The sequence below is a fragment of the Alteromonas sp. ABE4_545 genome (assembly GCF_056161325.1).
In genome coordinates this window covers 154,027-169,817 of record NZ_JBSWYY010000005.1, presented here as the reverse complement: position 1 = coordinate 169,817, position 15,791 = coordinate 154,027, and the positions used below count along the sequence as shown (strand labels likewise).

Genomic DNA, 15,791 nt, shown 5'->3' with positions numbered 1-15,791 from the left:
AAATTCTTTAGAAGCTACACATGTTGAGTGAGCTAGCCCAAAAACGCGCGGCGCAATATATTACCGGTAAAGCGCTTGCGTAAATAAAACCCTCTTGGTCGCGTGCGAATACGTTCACCATTAACGCCAAGTGCGTCAGTGAGTACACTGCCATTGGCTGCTTTAGGGCGAATGTGAAGTGCTTGGCCTTGCTTTGATGTGATTGACTCAACATGACCCAATTGAATCATTTCAGTGAGTTCTTCCCAATCAGCTGCGAGTTCTTCATCTTCTTCTGCACTTGGCGACCATAATACTGGGCTGGCCACACGACGCTCAGGAATAGGAATACTACGCTCACCTTCTACAGGCATCCACAGTACCTGTTGCAATTTATTGCGCACATTAGACGTATGCCAGGTTAACCCCGGCTTGTTGAGCAGTGGAGCGTAACACACGTAAGTGGTTTCCAACGGCATGCCGTGTTGGTCAATGGGCAACGACTTGAGTTCGATACCGAGTTCAGGAAAGTCTTGCTGAGGCTTAGACCCTGCAGTGGCTCCCAGCCAGGTTTCCAGCAGTTGACCAGTCCAACCTTTGTGGCGTTGAAAGTTGGCGGGTATGGCAACACCGGCAATATCGGCGAGCTCACCAAGGGAAAACCCCGCAATAGCCTGCGCTCGGTTTAGTAGTTGGTCTGCACTTTCTGGGGCATGTTGAGGAACACTTATCACAATACGACTTCGCTTATTGTTGTCCAATGAATAATAGTACTTTGAAAGGGCTATAGTTTATGGAAGAATGCAAAGACATAAAAGTTTATCGTGCCCGGGAGTCTATGTGATTGATGCCGATGGATTCCGCGCGAATGTGGGCATAGTGATTTGCAACAAAATGGGTCAAGTATTTTGGGCAAGGCGTTATGGTCAACATTCATGGCAGTTTCCTCAAGGCGGAATTGACGAAGGGGAAACTGCAGAGCAGGCCATGTATCGAGAGCTTCACGAAGAAGTGGGGTTGCGTCCTAAAGACGTCAGTATTTTGAGTGTAACTCGAAATTGGGTGAGATACAGGCTGCCAAAGCGGCTGATTCGTCAGGGGACAAATCCGGTGTGTATTGGGCAAAAACAAAAGTGGTTTTTGTTGCAGCTGGATTGTAAGGAACATGAAGTCAATGTATTGAAGTCGGGCCATCCCGAGTTTGATGATTGGCGATGGGTGAGTTACTGGTACCCTATACGAAATGTCGTGTCTTTTAAGCGAGATGTATACCGTCGTGTGATGAAAGAGTTTTCTGGCGTAGCATTGCCTGCGCAAGCAAAACCGAACCCGCAAGGAAAGCGGAACCGTCGTCGCCGTCGCAGTTAGAGTCTGCAAGTTAGAGTAGGAGAGTTTTTGTCGTGAGTGATATAGCTGTGGCAAAAGGGACCATGCTGACCACCCTGAAGAGTATTGTTCAGGAAGTTAGTCAAATCCCTGTGTTGTCGAAGGCACTGTTTCGACTTACGTCATTGGTAAAAGAGACCATGGCGGTCGACTCCTGCTCTATTTATCTTGCTGATTATGACAACCAGTGTTTTGTACTTAAAGCTACCGATGGTCTTGCACCAGATGCGGTTGAGCAAGTGCGCATTGGCTTTTCTGAAGGCTTGATTGGCCTAGTGGGCCAAAGGGAAGAACCGCTCAATATTGAAAACGCTCATCAGCATCCGCGTTTTAAACACTATCCCGAAGTAAAAGAAGAAAACTACAACGCCTTTATTGGTACGCCGCTTATTCACCAGCGCAAAGTGGTGGGCGTACTCACCATGCAGCAAGCCGATATGCGCCGCTTTAGCGAAGACGAAGAAGCGTTTTTAGTAACGCTCGCGGCGCAAATAGCTCTTGAAATCACCCACGCTGAAATACGCGGGGCGTTAAGCCACCAAATTCACATTAACCCTGCGGGTAAGCAAAAGAATGTCAAAGGCGTGCCGGGGTCGCCGGGGCTTGCTGTGGGTAAAGGCTTCACGCCGCACATTAAAATGACCTTGAAGAACTGGGTGGCAAGGCATTCGTCAGATACGCAAAAAGAAATTCAACACTATCGCACCGCAGTTGATGTTACGCGCGGTCAAGTGGAGCATTTGTCGGGTTCATTAAGCGGTGAAATACCCGATGATGTGCGTTCTATTTTTCAGCTCTATCATCAACTGCTCGACGCCAATAGTTTGGGCCGAGAAGTTGAAGCCAAAATCAAAGAAGGCTGGGATGCCGCCTCTTCATTAAAGTTAGTGGTAGAGGCGTACGCGTCGCGTTTTCGCAGCATGTCAGACCCATACATGCAAGAGCGAGCAATTGATATTGTTGATCTGTCAGACCGTATATTGGTCAACATTTTAACCGAAGTGAAAGGCGAGAGTGTATCGCAACCAACCGCAACCGAAGCCAGCATACTGGTAGCCGAAGAAGTGTCGGCTCCCATGTTGGCTGAGTTTCCTCGTGAGCACCTAAAAGGGATTATTTCAATTCTAGGGTCTAACAACTCTCATGCTGCTATTTTGGCGCGAGCAATGGGCGTGCCTGCGGTGATGGGGTGCCAAAATGTGTCGCCCACCTTGTTAGAAGGTCGAGAAATCCTGCTCGACGGCTACTCGGGTGAAGTAATTGTTTCGCCAGAAAAAATGATTCGCGACGAGTTTGTGCAGCTTATTGAAGAAGAAGTGCAACTGGTTGAGCGAATAGAGTCTGAAGCCGGCCAACCCTGCGAAACCGAAGATGCATGTGGCATTGCGCTGCTGATCAACGCGGGGTTGTCTGCTGAATTGGAAATGGCCGCTCACGCTAATGAATGCGGCATTGGTTTGTACCGTACCGAAATCCCCTTTATGTTGCGCGAGCGCTTCCCGTCAGAACAGGAGCAAGTCGCGATTTATCGGCAAATCCTGCACAGTGTGCCCGGGCGTGAAATTACCATTCGTACTCTTGATGTGGGTGGCGATAAGCCCCTGTCTTATTTTCCCATTAACGAAGAAAACCCATTTTTAGGTTGGCGCGGTATCCGTTTAACACTCGATCATCCTGAGATTTTCCTTGTACAAGTTCGCGCCATGCTACGCGCCAGTATTGGTGATACGAAATTGGGGATTATGCTCCCTATGGTTTCGTCGGTGGGCGAAGTGAATGAGGCTCGCCGTCTTATCGACCAAGCCTTCTATGAGATTTGCGACGAAATCAAACACGAAGCAGTGTCTATTGCTAAGCCCAAGTTGGGGATCATGCTTGAAGTACCGTCGGTGCTTTATCAAATTCCTCAGTTGGCTCAACGGGTAGACTTTTTCTCGGTGGGAAGTAACGACTTAACGCAGTATTTGTTGGCCGTTGACCGCAATAATAGCCGCGTGGCCAGCTTGTATAGTAGTTATCATCCTGCGGTGTTGTCGGCCTTGAAAGACATTGTCACCCAAGCAAACAAATACGACGTGCCGGTGACAGTGTGTGGCGAGATTGCCGGAGAGCCGGGCGGTGCTGTACTGTTGGTTGGTATGGGATATCGCAAACTCAGTATGAACGCATTTAACCTACGTAAAATTAACTGGGTCGTGCGCAATATTAACGTACACGAATGTGAAGCTATCTTAGAAAAGGCGCTCGCTGCTGAAAGTTATGAAGAAGTACACGGTTACCTCAATCACTACCTTGAAAAGAAAGGACTAGGTGGGTTGGTACGTGCAGGTGCATAACTAAAAATCGCCATCCTTGGCTCCAGTGGAAACAGGTGAATAAACAAGGGAGGCTTATTTACCTACTGGACGGTTGAGGTTAAAAGTCAAAGCGGAATCCCGCTTGTACCTGGGTAAAGTCTTCACCTGAAGAGGTGGTTGGTTTACGGCCTTCGTCATTGTTAAACGCTTCAACGGCGGTCCACATTTTAAACTTGGTCGTAAAATGGTGGGCATATTCCACTTTTACTGAGTTTACATCGCCCGACGTATCACAGGCATCCACGGCATAGCGCGCATGAATTTGGTGAGGCCCCGTGCGGTAGCTTGCGTAAATAGCAGAGCTGCTTCGCGACTCTGTTCTACAGTGGTTTAATGCGTTTTGATTGCCTTCAATAGCGGCGTCGCGCAAGCGCACCGTACCGGTTAGGCTGCCCGCATAAATATCGTATTGGTCATCGGCATAGTGGTAAAACGCAGACAGAGTGATTTTATCTGTGACTTTCCACCAACCTCTAACTCCGTAAAGGTTTCCGGTGTTGTCACCACGGTTGTCTTTCGACCACGCGGCTTGCAATTTTACCGGCCCTTCTACCCATTGAGCGCCTAATTGGAATTGGTCGAGGGAGTCACCATCTTGGCCTTCCATTAGTACACTCGCACCGAAAGAAAGCTGGCCATGGTTGTAGTAGTACTGCAGCAAATCATCATCGCGGACAGAGCCCTGACGAATACTGTCTAGACCATCTGAAAAGTACGATGTTCTGAGGTAGCGGTGAAATACATTGGTTTGCGAGCCATAATAAAGCTCACCCCAATCGCCTTTCAAACCCACATACGCTAGGCGCAACGTAGGACCTTCGTTTTGTGTGAAGTCGACGATGTTTTCTTCGCGAATACCGTACTCTATCACACCCACAACATCTAAGCCGGGTTGCACCTTAGCTTGCGCTTTAATACCAACTCGGCTTAGGAAATCACGGCCGTTGGCACCGTCATCTGCGGTGCCAGCGTCAATGTAATCGGCACCTAAGCGAAGTGAACCATACACATCTACATTCGTGACTTCTGGCATGTCTGCATATGCTGATGTGGCATAGCTGGTGGCCAAAACACTGGTCACGATAGAGGCAATCTTACGCATTTTTTTATTCATGATTAGATCTCTGCTTGGTAGAGAGGTTAGCTTTACTCGTTGGCTTCAACGGCTGCGTTAATGACGTCTTTACCAATTTGACGCTCGAACTTCTTCCATACAGGCTTCATTGCTTGAACCCATGCTTGACGTTGTTCATCGGTCAGTTCCATTACTTTGGTTACGCCCGAATCTTCAATTAACTTGCGATCTTCGTTGGCTTTGTTTTTAGACATTTCGTTGCCATAGGCAATGGCATCGTCAAGCGCGCGTTTGATTTCAGTACGCAATTCATCAGGCAAACCCAACCAAAACTCGGCTGAGGTTACAACGAGGTAATCTAAAACACCGTGGTTAGAGGCAGTGATAAAAGGTTGCACCTCATAAAACTTCTTGGAGTAGGTGTTCGACCATGTGTTTTCCTGACCATCAATGGCGCGTGTTTGCAGCAGAGTAAATACTTCAGAGAAAGGCTTTTTCAGTGGGATGGCATCAACTTGTTCAAACTGTGCTTGCAGCACGTCAGAGGTCATGATGCGGAACTTCTTACCTTTGATCTGTTCTGGCGTCACAATGGGATCGTTCGACGACAACTGCTTCATGCCGTTGTGTAAATAACCCAAGCCAATCAAGCCGCGATTTTCAATTGAGCGCAGTAATGATTTGCCCGTTTCACTTTGTTGAAAGCGGTCTACCGCATCAATATCACGGAACAAAAAGGGCAAATCGAAAACTTGCAGCTTTTTGGTAAAGCTTTGAAATTTAGACAGCGACGGCGCGGCCATTTGCACATCGCCAAGTAGCATGGCTTCAAGTACTTTGTTGTCGTTAAACAATTGAGAATTTGGGTAAACACTCACGGTGACTTGGCCCGGCAAGCGTTGTTCAACCAATTCTTTGAATTTCATCGCCATGATCCCTTTTGGCGTATTTTCTGCAACAACGTGAGAAAATTTAATATCTACCGTACGCGCTATACTGGTAATAGGGGTGAATGCCGTAGCGGCTAATAAAAGTGAACCGATTAATTTGTTCAACATAGTGTTTTTTCCTCAACTCTGTGGTTTTTTGGTTATGGCTTTTAATTCACAGTTAAAAAAAAGCTGGCGATTAACATAAAATAAATGTTTCATTTACGACCTTGTGTAGAGCAGAGGTTATGCCAAAGTTGCTTTATGTATAACTATCATGGGGTTAGCTTTGTTTGTGGGTAAATGTTGAGAGTGAATGAGTCGAATGAGAAACATTAAAAAGCGCAGGATGGGTTGATTGTGAAACATCGCAGTGTTGATGATGTAGTCATCGGTTATGTCAACAAAGGTAATTTACTCGCACTGGGTGGGTTGATGTTGGTTTTTGCCGCGAGTGTGTTCTGGTATTTTTCTGGAAAGCAACACGGCGATCTATTACAAGTTCAAACTGACCAGACACAACGAGAAGTGTATTTGTGGATCCATCACTTTCAAGGGCTGCCACAAGTTATTGGTAAGTACCCTGAAGTCAGCGATTTACTGATGCACCCTACGCAAGAAAAGCAAGAATCGCTGAATTATTTTTTGCTGCAACTGACCGACACCATAGGGGTAAACTTTGCTTATATCTTCGACCGCAATGGCAAAGTGCTTGCTGCGAGCAATTTTTATAACGATTTAAATTTTATTGATGACGACTACAGTTTTCGACCTTATGTGCTGAGTGCCATGCGAGGAGACAATGGCAATTACATGGCGATAGGGATGAAAACCAAACAGCGCGGCTTTTATTTTTCAGCACCGGTGAGAGAAAACGGCGAGATTATTGGCGGTATCGCGTTAAAAGTGAACATTGACTTTCTGACCACGCTTAAAGCCGCCGATAATACCGACTTATTGTTCCTCGACGAGAAAAACATTGTGTTTCACTCAACCTCAGGGCGATTTGAGCGCAAAGCGCTGGTCAGGCTGTCGGAGCAAGATCAGCAAGCACTGATCGCAGAGAAGCGCTTCGACGGTCAACGTGTGCAGTCTATTGGTAATGGCTCAGTATTACCGCCGGGGATGAGTGAAGGCATGCAATTGCGAGTGGGGAATCACTACGGCTATTACACGGGATATAAACTGCCTATTCCGGGTATGAGTTGGTCGGTGATGAGCGTGTCTGGTTATGAGTATCGTATTAAACTCGTTGCAGAGTGGTGTGGCATATTTTTACTTATCTACACAGCTTTATCGGCGTTTTTATTAGTGTATAAAGGTCGTCGCCGGCACCATCGTGATATTGCTGCGCTAAATAGTTCTTTAGAACACCGCGTGCAGCAATTAGCTTCTAACCTCACGACTAAGAATGAAGAGTTAGAGCAGTCTTTGGCGCACTACAAACACACGCAAAAAGAGCTGGAAGCAACCCAGTCTGAATTAATCCAAACTGCTAAGTTAGCGGTACTCGGCGAGATGGCGGCAGGGTTAAACCACGAGTTGAATCAGCCTTTACAAGCCCTGATCGCTTATTCACAAAACGGCAAAAAGTTTATCGCTCGCAATAATATTGCGCTGGCTGAAAAGAACTTAGAAGAAATTGCGCTCATTGCGACTAATATGGCGGAAACGGTCGCTAAATTTAAAGTGTTTTCTCGAAAAGCCATGCCAGACAGTCGCAATTGTCGGATAGAGGAAATTCTCAACAATGTGTCGGCCATCGTCACGCCACAATTATTGCAAAACCACATTGAATACCACATTCAATTAGAATCTCACGATATGATGGTAAATTGTGAACCGGTTATGATTGGGCAAGTATTGGTTAATCTCGTTTCTAACGCCAGTCACGCATTGGCAGACACGGAGAATGGTAAGATTACCGTGTATGTAGCCGAACGCGGTGAGAGTGTGTCGATTGATGTGATCGATAATGGCTCGGGTATGAATGAAGAAGTGTTAAACAATATCTTTGAGCCTTTCTTTACGACCAAAGAAAAAGGCCTTGGCTTGGGACTCACCATTTCCCGAAGGATAGTTGAAGCCCAGAACGGCACGTTGAGTGCCAGAAACATGCAGCCTCACGGCACTGCATTCACCATTGTTCTTCCAAAATAAAAGGCGGTAGGGAGCAAGAATTTGAGCTTGTTAAAAGTTATGGTTGTCGACGACGAAAAACACGTTCGCGAATCGTTGCAACAAACATTATTACTCGAAGATTTTGACATTGAGGCCTGTGAAAGTGCTCAAGATGCCTTAACGCGTATTGAGCCTAATTGGGAAGGCATTGTGATCACCGACATCAATATGCCGGTGATGAACGGCGTTGAGCTCTTAGAGCGTATTCAGTCTATCGACCGCGATATTCCTGTTATTGTACTCACAGGCCATGGCAATGTGTCTTTGGCAGTCGAAGCTATGCGTTTAGGGGCGTATGACTTTCTTGAAAAACCCTTTTCAGTCGACGTATTGATTGAAACCGTGTCACGAGCGATGGAAAAACGCCGTCTGACGCTGGAAAACCGTAATCTACGTCGGGAATTAGCCGCGTCGGAACAACCCGGCCCACGCATTATTGGTCGCCACCCGTCTATTGTGCGGCTAAGGGGCTTGCTTGATAAGGTAAAAGACACGCCTGCTGATGTGCTGATCAACGGTGAAACCGGAACGGGCAAAGAATTAGTGGCGCGTTATTTACACCACCACAGCCAGCGTCGCCAAAAGCCTTTTGTTGCCATTAATTGCGGTGCCTTACCTGAAACGATTATTGAAAGTGAACTCTTCGGGCATGAACCCGGCGCGTTTACCGGGGCGAGTAAAAAGCGTATTGGTAAGTTTGAACATGCTAACGGTGGCACCTTGATGCTGGATGAAATTGAAAGCATGCCGCTGAATTTGCAAACCAAATTGCTGCGGGTTCTGGAAGAGCGCAAAGTGGAGCCGTTGGGATCTAATAAACAAGTGCCACTGGATATCCGCATTATTGCAGCGACCAAAGAAGATTTGCGAGAACTGGCGGACAAAGGTGAGTTTCGCTCCGATTTGTATTACCGCTTGAATGTGATCCAAGTGGATATTCCGGCCTTGCGTCATCGCAAGTCTGATATTCCTTTGTTGTTTGAACATTTTATGGCGATGGCGGCTTACCGCTATGGTTCAGAAACCCCAAGTTTATCTGACGCGCACGCTCAAGCTCTAACGAATAACGACTGGCCGGGTAATGTCAGAGAGCTGAGAAACGTTGCCGATTGTTTTACCTTGTTGGGTGAATCAAGAGCGTTTGGGCACGTGCCAGAAAATGCAGACTTCTCTGCTGGTGCACTTACATTGTCTGAGCAGATGGATCATTTTGAAGAATCAGTCATTCGCAACAGCCTGAATTGTCACAATGGGGTGCTAAAAGAAGTACAGGCAAGTTTGGGCATAGGGCGCAAAACACTGTATGAAAAAATGAAAAAGTTTAATATCGATAAATCGCACTTCAAACCCGAATAACCGATGTGCCCTTTGCCACACATTACCGATTAGTGATGTGTGGCAACCCACCCATATTTTACCTACCCAAAAAACGCATTTTAAAAAAGATCATACAAATCAGGTTGTTAACAAAATTTAACAATCTGGCATCGTGCTTGCCATAGCAGTGTTACTTTTCGTTAATGAGATAACAACAATGAGGCAAATAATTAACAGGGCCGAAGATGTCCTCATCGGCGTGCTCCTCGTGATGACAACGTTGCTTGTCTTCGTGGAAGTCGTGTTGAGATTTGGTTTCGACACGGGTTTGCATTGGTCACAAGAAGTGACTGCACTCTTGGTCGGCTGGATGGTTTTGCTCGGCGCGTCATGGGCTTTGCGCGAGAGAGCGCACATTGGGGTAGATTTTCTACTCGACAAATTTTCCAACAAGGTACGCCCAATCATTATTGCAGTAGGCTGCATTGCGAGTTTGGTGTATTGCGGTTTGCTAGGGTATGGCGGTTATGTGTACCTGAGCAAAATGAAGCTTATTGGCTTGGAACTAGACGACCTTCCAGTGAAAAAGTGGGTGGCATTTTCCGTGTTGGTTATTGGGTTTGTATTGCTCGGTTACCGCATTCTGGAAATTCTATTCAACGTGGTTCGCGGTAAACAAGACACTTTCCATGTGCACAAAGCCAACGAAGTGAGCAAAGCATTTGAAGATTCAGAAGAGGTGAAATCATGACCGCGCTAGCCCTATTTGCCTGTTTGTTTATTTTAATGCTGATAGGTGTGCCTGTTGCAATTGCTTTAGGCTTGTCGTCAGTGATCACGATTTTGTTTTTTACCAATGACTCTTTGGCATCGGTGTCGCTTAAAATGTTTGAAGCGGTATCGGAACACTACACGTTATTGGCAATCCCGTTTTTTATTCTGTCATCGTCATTTTTATCAACCGGTGGCGTGGCCCGTCGTTTGATTGATTTTGCTATTGCTTCTGTAGGGCATGTTCGAGGCGGATTGGCGATGGCATCGGTACTGGCTTGTATGTTGTTTGCTGCCGTATCTGGCTCGTCCCCTGCTACTGTTGCCGCTATTGGCTCAATTGTTTTGGTGGGCATGGCGCGCAGTGGCTATCCGTTGGATTTTGCCGCCGGTACTATTTCAACCGCAGGTACACTGGGGATTCTCATTCCCCCTTCTATCGTAATGCTTGTTTATGCATCAGCTACCGAAGTGTCAGCTGCGCGTATGTTTGAAGCAGGGGTGATACCCGGCCTATTAATGGGCTTGAGCTTGATGGTGGTGATATACATCGTCGCGATTAAGAAGAAGCTCCCTGCTGCGCCTTTCCCCGGCGTGCGCCGGTTGTGCAGCACAGGTGCTAAGGCAATGGGCGGGCTTATGCTCATTGTTTTAGTACTTGGGTCTATTTACGGTGGTATTGCTAGTCCAACCGAAGCGGCTGCCGTTGCTGCTGTGTATGCATATTTGGTGTGCATTTGGGTATATCGCGATGTTGGCCCGCTGAAGGGCGTTAAGTGGCGCAATGACAACGAGAACTTGCTGGTAGCTGTGGTGCGTAACGCAATTGCGTTGCCGGTAGCAATTGTTAAATCTGCGGTCGACAAAGACGTTGCCGGTATGGTGAAAGAGTCTGCACGTGTGAGCGTTGTGCTATTGTTCGTGATCGCCAATGCCATGTTGTTCGCATATGTATTAACCACCGAGCAAATCCCACACGGTATCGCAGCTACGCTTGTTGAGTGGGGCTTACCTGCATGGGCATTTTTGATCTTAGTTAACGTACTGCTATTGGTAGCCGGTAACTTTATGGAGCCGAGTGCCATCATTATGATCATGGCGCCTATATTATTCCCCATTGCGACACAGTTGGGTATCGACCCTATTCACTTCGGCATCATCATGGTGGTGAACATGGAACTGGGCATGCTAACGCCGCCAGTGGGGTTGAATCTGTTTGTCACATCGGGAATTACCGGCAAGAGTATGTTGTGGACCATTCGCGCCTGCTTGCCGTGGTTGGGGCTAATGCTGATTTTCTTGATGATGATCACCTACATTCCGGCCATTTCTTTGTTCTTACCTGAAATGCTGCACGCCAGCTAATGACCGACGGTGGTAGCGCCTCTTGTAAAGGCGTTACCACTCATTGAATTACAGTGTTAGGTAACCCTATGACAACCACAACAACTACCACTCCGACCAAGCGTTTATTTACGCATTATGCGGGTTTTAATTTGCTCGAAATTCCGTTGTTAAACAAGGGAACAGCATTTTCTGAACAAGAGCGTTGGGCATTTAATTTAACCGGTTTGATCCCCCCTCGATTCGAGTCGATCGAAGAGCAAGCGCGCCGCGCGTATATGCAGTATTCAAGCTTTACCGACCCAATTAACAAACACATCTATCTACGTGCTATTCAAGACAAGAATGAAACCTTGTTTTATGCGCTGTTAAATCAGTACTTAGATGAAATGATGCCGATTATTTACACCCCAACTGTGGGCGCGGCATGCGAGAAATTTTCTGATATCTATCGACACAATCGCGGACTGTTTTTGGCCTATAAAGACAAAGACCGTTTAGATGAAGTGTTGCGCAATGCGCCCAAGCGCAATGTGAAAGTTATCGTGATCACCGATGGCGAGCGTATTCTCGGCCTAGGCGATCAAGGTATTGGTGGCATGGGGATCCCAATTGGTAAGCTGTCATTGTATACCGCTTGCGGCGGGATCAGCCCAGCTTATACTTTGCCGATTACCCTTGATGTTGGTACTAACAACCAAAAATTGCTAGACGACCCGTTTTACATGGGCAATCGTCATACCCGTATTGCTCAAGATGAGTACGATGAATTTGTTGATTGTGCAATGCAAGCAATTGCCCGTCGTTGGCCCGATGCGCTGATTCAGTTTGAAGACTTTGCGCAGCCTAATGCAATGCCAATTTTGAACCGATATCGCGATGTGTATCGTTGTTTCAATGACGATATACAAGGTACCGCTGCGGTGACTTTGGGTACGCTTGTTGCGGCATGCTTCAGAAAGCAAGACTCGCTACTTAACCAGCGCATTGTTATTGCGGGGGCAGGAAGTGCGGGTTGCGGTATTGCAGAACAAATTATTCGGTATATGGTTGCTGGCGGTATGAGTGAAAAAGAAGCCCGCAGCCGTTTGTACATGGTTGATCGTTTTGGCTTGTTAACCGATGATTCTGAAGATCTGCGTGATTTTCAGCAAGCATTGGTTACTCGCAACGAAGACATGGCTGATTGGCAATACAGTGGCGATTTCCCGACCTTGATGGACGTAATTCACTGCGCTAAACCCACCATACTAATTGGCGTGTCGGGGCAATATAAACTGTTCAATGAACAGATCGTCTTGGCTATGAACAGCGCCACTGAACGGCCGATTATTTTTCCATTGAGTAACCCGATCTCTCAAGTAGAAGCTGAACCTACCGACATTCTCAAATGGACAAATGGCAATGCCATTATCGCCACGGGCAGTCCGTTCTCTGCACTTGAGTTCGAGGGCCGCAGCTATACTATTAGCCAGTGCAATAACGCGTATATTTTCCCTGGTATCGGCTTAGGTGTGGTGTCTGCCAATATTGAAAAGATCACTGACGATATGTTGTTAAGTGCCGCTGATACGTTGGCAGACTGGTCAACACGACACATTTCGTCCGCGTCTTTTGCGTTGCTTCCGTCGTTAAAACAATTGCCAGAACTCAGCAAAGAGATCGCGTTCAATGTAGCTAAAGTCGCGCAGCAGCAAGGGCTGTGTGGGCAATTCTCTGACGCGGCTTTACTGAAGGCTATTGACGATAACTTCTGGCGACCGGAATATCGCGAGTACTATAGAACAACGCCATAACAACACCCTCTGTACTCTACATAGTGCGTTGTCTGCGCCAACTCATTTTGAGTTGGCGCTTTTATTTGCGCCAAAATCCGTCGAGATTTCCCTTCATAGCGGGATAAATGACCTCTTAATGTCATTAAATTGTGATAAGGTACGCCCCCTTGAAGGAAAAGGAGTGGGCGTTTGGATCCCGTACTAATTATATTGTTGAGCTGTGTTGCGCTCGGACTCATTGTCGGCACATTAGCAGGCATGTTAGGGATCGGTGGTGGCCTATTAATCGTGCCAGCACTTGTGTTTTTGTTAACCCATTTTTTGAATATGGACCCCGCTCACGCGATGCCAGTTGCCGTGGCGACCTCCCTTTCTACCATTATTTTCACGGGCTTCTCATCGGCAAGGGCGCACCATAAACTCGGTAACCTCAATCAGCATATTATTATCTGGTGTGGGCTTGGCATCGCCATCGGGGCGACAGTGGGCGCACAGGTTGCGAGTTGGATGCCTGGCGATATTCTTAAACACGTTTTTGCAGTATTGGTTGCCTTGCTTGCTGTTCACATGATTTTTGGCAAACGCAAAGCGTCGCAACACACCGCTAATCAAGGCACTTTAATTGTGATTGGTGTGGTGGTCGGCATATTATCTGCGATTATGGGAATTGGTGGTGGTGCACTACTCGTTCCCGCTTTAGTATGGTTTCAAGTAAACATGCGTCAAGCGATAGGGTGCGCGGCTCTCAGCGGGTTGGTTATTGCCATTTTCGGGTCAGCCAGCTTTGTGTACGCGGGTTGGTCGTTAACGCATTTACCGCAATATTCATTGGGGTATGTATATTTACCTGCCACTATAGGCATTGTTAGCACCTCAGTTTTTACTGCGGGTATGGGCGCACGTCTTGGACAGCGCATGAACACCGATTTATTGAAAAAAGTGCTTGCTGGTCTGCTGGTGTTGATCAGTATTCGCATGATTATAGGAATGGAATAGTACATGACAGAGTCTGCTTATCTGGTCTTCCCGAACATTGACCCCGTGATCTTTAGCATAGGGCCACTCAGTGTTCGTTGGTATGGCATGATGTATTTAATTGGCTTTATTGCCGCTTATTTGTTGGCTAAAAAGCGTTTACCCAATACAGATTGGACCAAAGAGCAATTGAGTGATCTCTTGTTCTGGGGATTTGTGGGTGTGATTTTAGGCGGGCGTCTTGGTTACGTCTTTTTCTATCAATTCGAAATGTTTATCAATGACCCAACTTATTTGTTTAAGATCTGGCAAGGGGGTATGTCATTCCACGGTGGCCTGCTAGGCGTGATTGGGGCGATGTACTGGCAATCCAGAAAATTGGGTGCGTCGTTTTTGCAAGTTGGCGATTTTGTTGCACCGTTAGTGCCTATTGGTTTGGGTGCGGGCAGAGTGGGGAACTTTCTCAATGGCGAGCTATGGGGAAGAACCACAGATGTGCCTTGGGCTATCATCTTTCCGGGAGCTGGTGATGCGCCACGACACCCTTCTCAGCTTTATGAGTTTGCACTTGAAGGCGTACTGCTGTTTATTATTTTATGGCTCTATTCGGCAAAACCACGAGCGACAGGCGCAGTGAGCGGCGTCTTTTTATTAGGTTATGGTTGCTTCCGTTTTATTGTAGAATTCTTCCGTGAACCAGATAAACATCTGGGGCTTTACGAAATTGGTTTAAGTCAGGGACAATTGCTTTGCTTACCCATGATTATTTTGGGATTATGGCTCCTAGTACGAGCGCATAAAAGTCATTCTCCGGCACCGGCCGCACAAACAAAATAAAGAATTGGCATGAAAGAATATCTGCAACTAATGCGTCATGTGCGCGACAACGGCATTAAGAAAGAAGATCGCACAGGTACAGGCACCTTGAGCGTATTTGGTTATCAAATGCGGTTTGACCTGTCTGAAGGCTTCCCATTGGTGACCACCAAAAAATGTCACCTCCGCTCAATTATTCACGAGCTTCTGTGGTTTTTAAAAGGCGAAACTAACATCGCGTATCTGAAAGACAACGGTGTGTCTATTTGGGATGAATGGGCCACTGAAGACGGTGAGTTAGGGCCTGTTTACGGGCATCAATGGCGCAGCTGGCCAGGGCAAGACGGTGCGACCATCGATCAAATTGCCGATGTAGTTAACCAAATTAAAACCAACCCAGATTCGCGACGTTTGATCGTGAGTGCTTGGAACCCCACGGTGCTGCCAGACGCAGGTATTTCGCCAAAAGAAAACGCCGCGGCAGGGAAACAAGCCCTACCGCCTTGCCATACGCTGTTTCAGTTTTACGTGTTAGACGGCAAGTTGTCGTGTCAGTTGTATCAACGCAGTGGCGATATTTTCCTTGGCGTACCTTTCAACATAGCCAGTTATGCCTTGTTGACAATGATGGTAGCGCAAGTGTGCGACCTAGAAGTGGGTGACTTTATCCATACCCTTGGCGACGCCCATTTGTACCTAAACCATTTGGAGCAAACTGACACCCAACTGGCGCGCACGCCATACCCTCGCCCAACCATGCGTATTAACCCAGACGTGAAAGACATTTTTGGCTTTACGTTTGAAGACTTTGAATTAACGGATTACCAAGCCCACCCCCATATAAAGGCGCCTGTCGCTATATAATAAAAACTACAGGAAGTGG

At 47.0% G+C, this 15,791-nt stretch carries 13 protein-coding genes; 10 read left to right on the top strand and 3 right to left on the bottom strand.

Features of this window, described 5'->3' with window-relative positions:
• Positions 1-32: 32 nt before the first annotated feature.
• Positions 33-710, bottom strand: a complete 678-nt coding sequence (mutH, locus tag ACXAH6_RS07140) for a DNA mismatch repair endonuclease MutH (protein WP_474876049.1) — start codon at positions 708-710, stop codon at positions 33-35.
• Positions 711-819: 109 nt separating this feature from the next.
• Between mutH and rppH the strand changes: the two genes are divergently transcribed.
• Together rppH and ptsP are read left to right on the top strand one after the other, a co-directional pair.
• Positions 820-1,347 carry an RNA pyrophosphohydrolase gene (gene rppH, locus ACXAH6_RS07135; protein ID WP_474875955.1) on the top strand — a complete coding sequence of 176 codons (528 nt, stop codon included), beginning with the start codon at positions 820-822 and terminating at the stop codon, positions 1,345-1,347.
• A gap of 62 nt (positions 1,348-1,409) precedes the next feature.
• On the top strand, positions 1,410-3,701 hold the full coding sequence (ptsP, locus tag ACXAH6_RS07130) for a phosphoenolpyruvate--protein phosphotransferase (RefSeq protein ID WP_474876048.1): 2,292 nt from the start codon (positions 1,410-1,412) through the stop codon (positions 3,699-3,701).
• A 79-nt stretch (positions 3,702-3,780) separates the two neighbouring features.
• On the opposite strand, the gene ACXAH6_RS07125 is transcribed toward ptsP, so the two are convergent.
• Entirely contained in the window at positions 3,781-4,836 is a 1,056-nt protein-coding gene (locus ACXAH6_RS07125) for a porin (RefSeq protein WP_474875954.1), read from the bottom strand.
• Positions 4,837-4,868: 32 nt separating this feature from the next.
• Positions 4,869-5,855, bottom strand: a complete 987-nt coding sequence (locus ACXAH6_RS07120) for a TRAP transporter substrate-binding protein (protein WP_474875953.1) — start codon at positions 5,853-5,855, stop codon at positions 4,869-4,871.
• Positions 5,856-6,086: 231 nt separating this feature from the next.
• On the opposite strand from ACXAH6_RS07120, the gene ACXAH6_RS07115 reads away from it, so the two are divergent.
• The 8 genes from ACXAH6_RS07115 (at position 6,087) to ACXAH6_RS07080 (ending at position 15,772) form a co-directional block, all read left to right on the top strand.
• Positions 6,087-7,886, top strand: a complete 1,800-nt coding sequence (locus ACXAH6_RS07115; protein WP_474875952.1) for a sensor histidine kinase — start codon at positions 6,087-6,089, stop codon at positions 7,884-7,886.
• Between the two features lie 39 nt (positions 7,887-7,925).
• A complete protein-coding gene (locus ACXAH6_RS07110; RefSeq protein ID WP_474876047.1) occupies positions 7,926-9,263 on the top strand; it encodes a sigma-54-dependent transcriptional regulator in 1,338 nt (445 codons plus the stop codon).
• A gap of 178 nt (positions 9,264-9,441) precedes the next feature.
• The gene (locus tag ACXAH6_RS07105) at positions 9,442-9,975 is read left to right on the top strand and encodes a TRAP transporter small permease (protein WP_474875951.1); all 534 of its coding nucleotides are present in this window, start codon (positions 9,442-9,444) and stop codon (positions 9,973-9,975) included.
• Positions 9,972-11,360, top strand: coding sequence for a TRAP transporter large permease (locus ACXAH6_RS07100; RefSeq protein WP_474875950.1), 1,389 nt, complete (start codon positions 9,972-9,974; stop codon positions 11,358-11,360). Before ACXAH6_RS07105 ends, ACXAH6_RS07100 begins: the two co-directional genes overlap by 4 nt.
• Positions 11,361-11,428: 68 nt before the next feature.
• Complete coding sequence (locus ACXAH6_RS07095; protein ID WP_474875949.1) at positions 11,429-13,135, top strand: NAD-dependent malic enzyme; 1,707 nt, start codon at positions 11,429-11,431, stop codon at positions 13,133-13,135.
• 171 nt (positions 13,136-13,306) lie between these two features.
• Positions 13,307-14,113, top strand: a complete 807-nt coding sequence (locus tag ACXAH6_RS07090) for a sulfite exporter TauE/SafE family protein (RefSeq protein WP_474875948.1) — start codon at positions 13,307-13,309, stop codon at positions 14,111-14,113.
• Between the two features lie 3 nt (positions 14,114-14,116).
• On the top strand, positions 14,117-14,929 hold the full coding sequence (gene lgt / locus ACXAH6_RS07085) for a prolipoprotein diacylglyceryl transferase (RefSeq protein ID WP_474875947.1): 813 nt from the start codon (positions 14,117-14,119) through the stop codon (positions 14,927-14,929).
• 9 nt (positions 14,930-14,938) lie between these two features.
• Positions 14,939-15,772, top strand: coding sequence for a thymidylate synthase (locus ACXAH6_RS07080; RefSeq protein WP_474875946.1), 834 nt, complete (start codon positions 14,939-14,941; stop codon positions 15,770-15,772).
• The last annotated feature ends 19 nt before the right edge of the window (positions 15,773-15,791 follow it).

What these genes read in the sequence shown, in the direction of transcription:
- ptsP (WP_474876048.1), top strand. Translation starts at nt 1,410, where the DNA reads ATGCTGACCACCCTGAAGAGTATTGTTCAGGAAGTTAGTCAAATCCCT.
- ACXAH6_RS07125 (WP_474875954.1), bottom strand. Translation starts at nt 4,836, where the DNA reads ATGAATAAAAAAATGCGTAAGATTGCCTCTATCGTGACCAGTGTTTTG.
- ACXAH6_RS07120 (WP_474875953.1), bottom strand. Translation starts at nt 5,855, where the DNA reads ATGTTGAACAAATTAATCGGTTCACTTTTATTAGCCGCTACGGCATTC.
- ACXAH6_RS07110 (WP_474876047.1), top strand. Translation starts at nt 7,926, where the DNA reads ATGGTTGTCGACGACGAAAAACACGTTCGCGAATCGTTGCAACAAACA.
- ACXAH6_RS07105 (WP_474875951.1), top strand. Translation starts at nt 9,442, where the DNA reads ATGAGGCAAATAATTAACAGGGCCGAAGATGTCCTCATCGGCGTGCTC.
- ACXAH6_RS07100 (WP_474875950.1), top strand. Translation starts at nt 9,972, where the DNA reads ATGACCGCGCTAGCCCTATTTGCCTGTTTGTTTATTTTAATGCTGATA.
- ACXAH6_RS07095 (WP_474875949.1), top strand. Translation starts at nt 11,429, where the DNA reads ATGACAACCACAACAACTACCACTCCGACCAAGCGTTTATTTACGCAT.
- lgt (WP_474875947.1), top strand. Translation starts at nt 14,117, where the DNA reads ATGACAGAGTCTGCTTATCTGGTCTTCCCGAACATTGACCCCGTGATC.
- ACXAH6_RS07080 (WP_474875946.1), top strand. Translation starts at nt 14,939, where the DNA reads ATGAAAGAATATCTGCAACTAATGCGTCATGTGCGCGACAACGGCATT.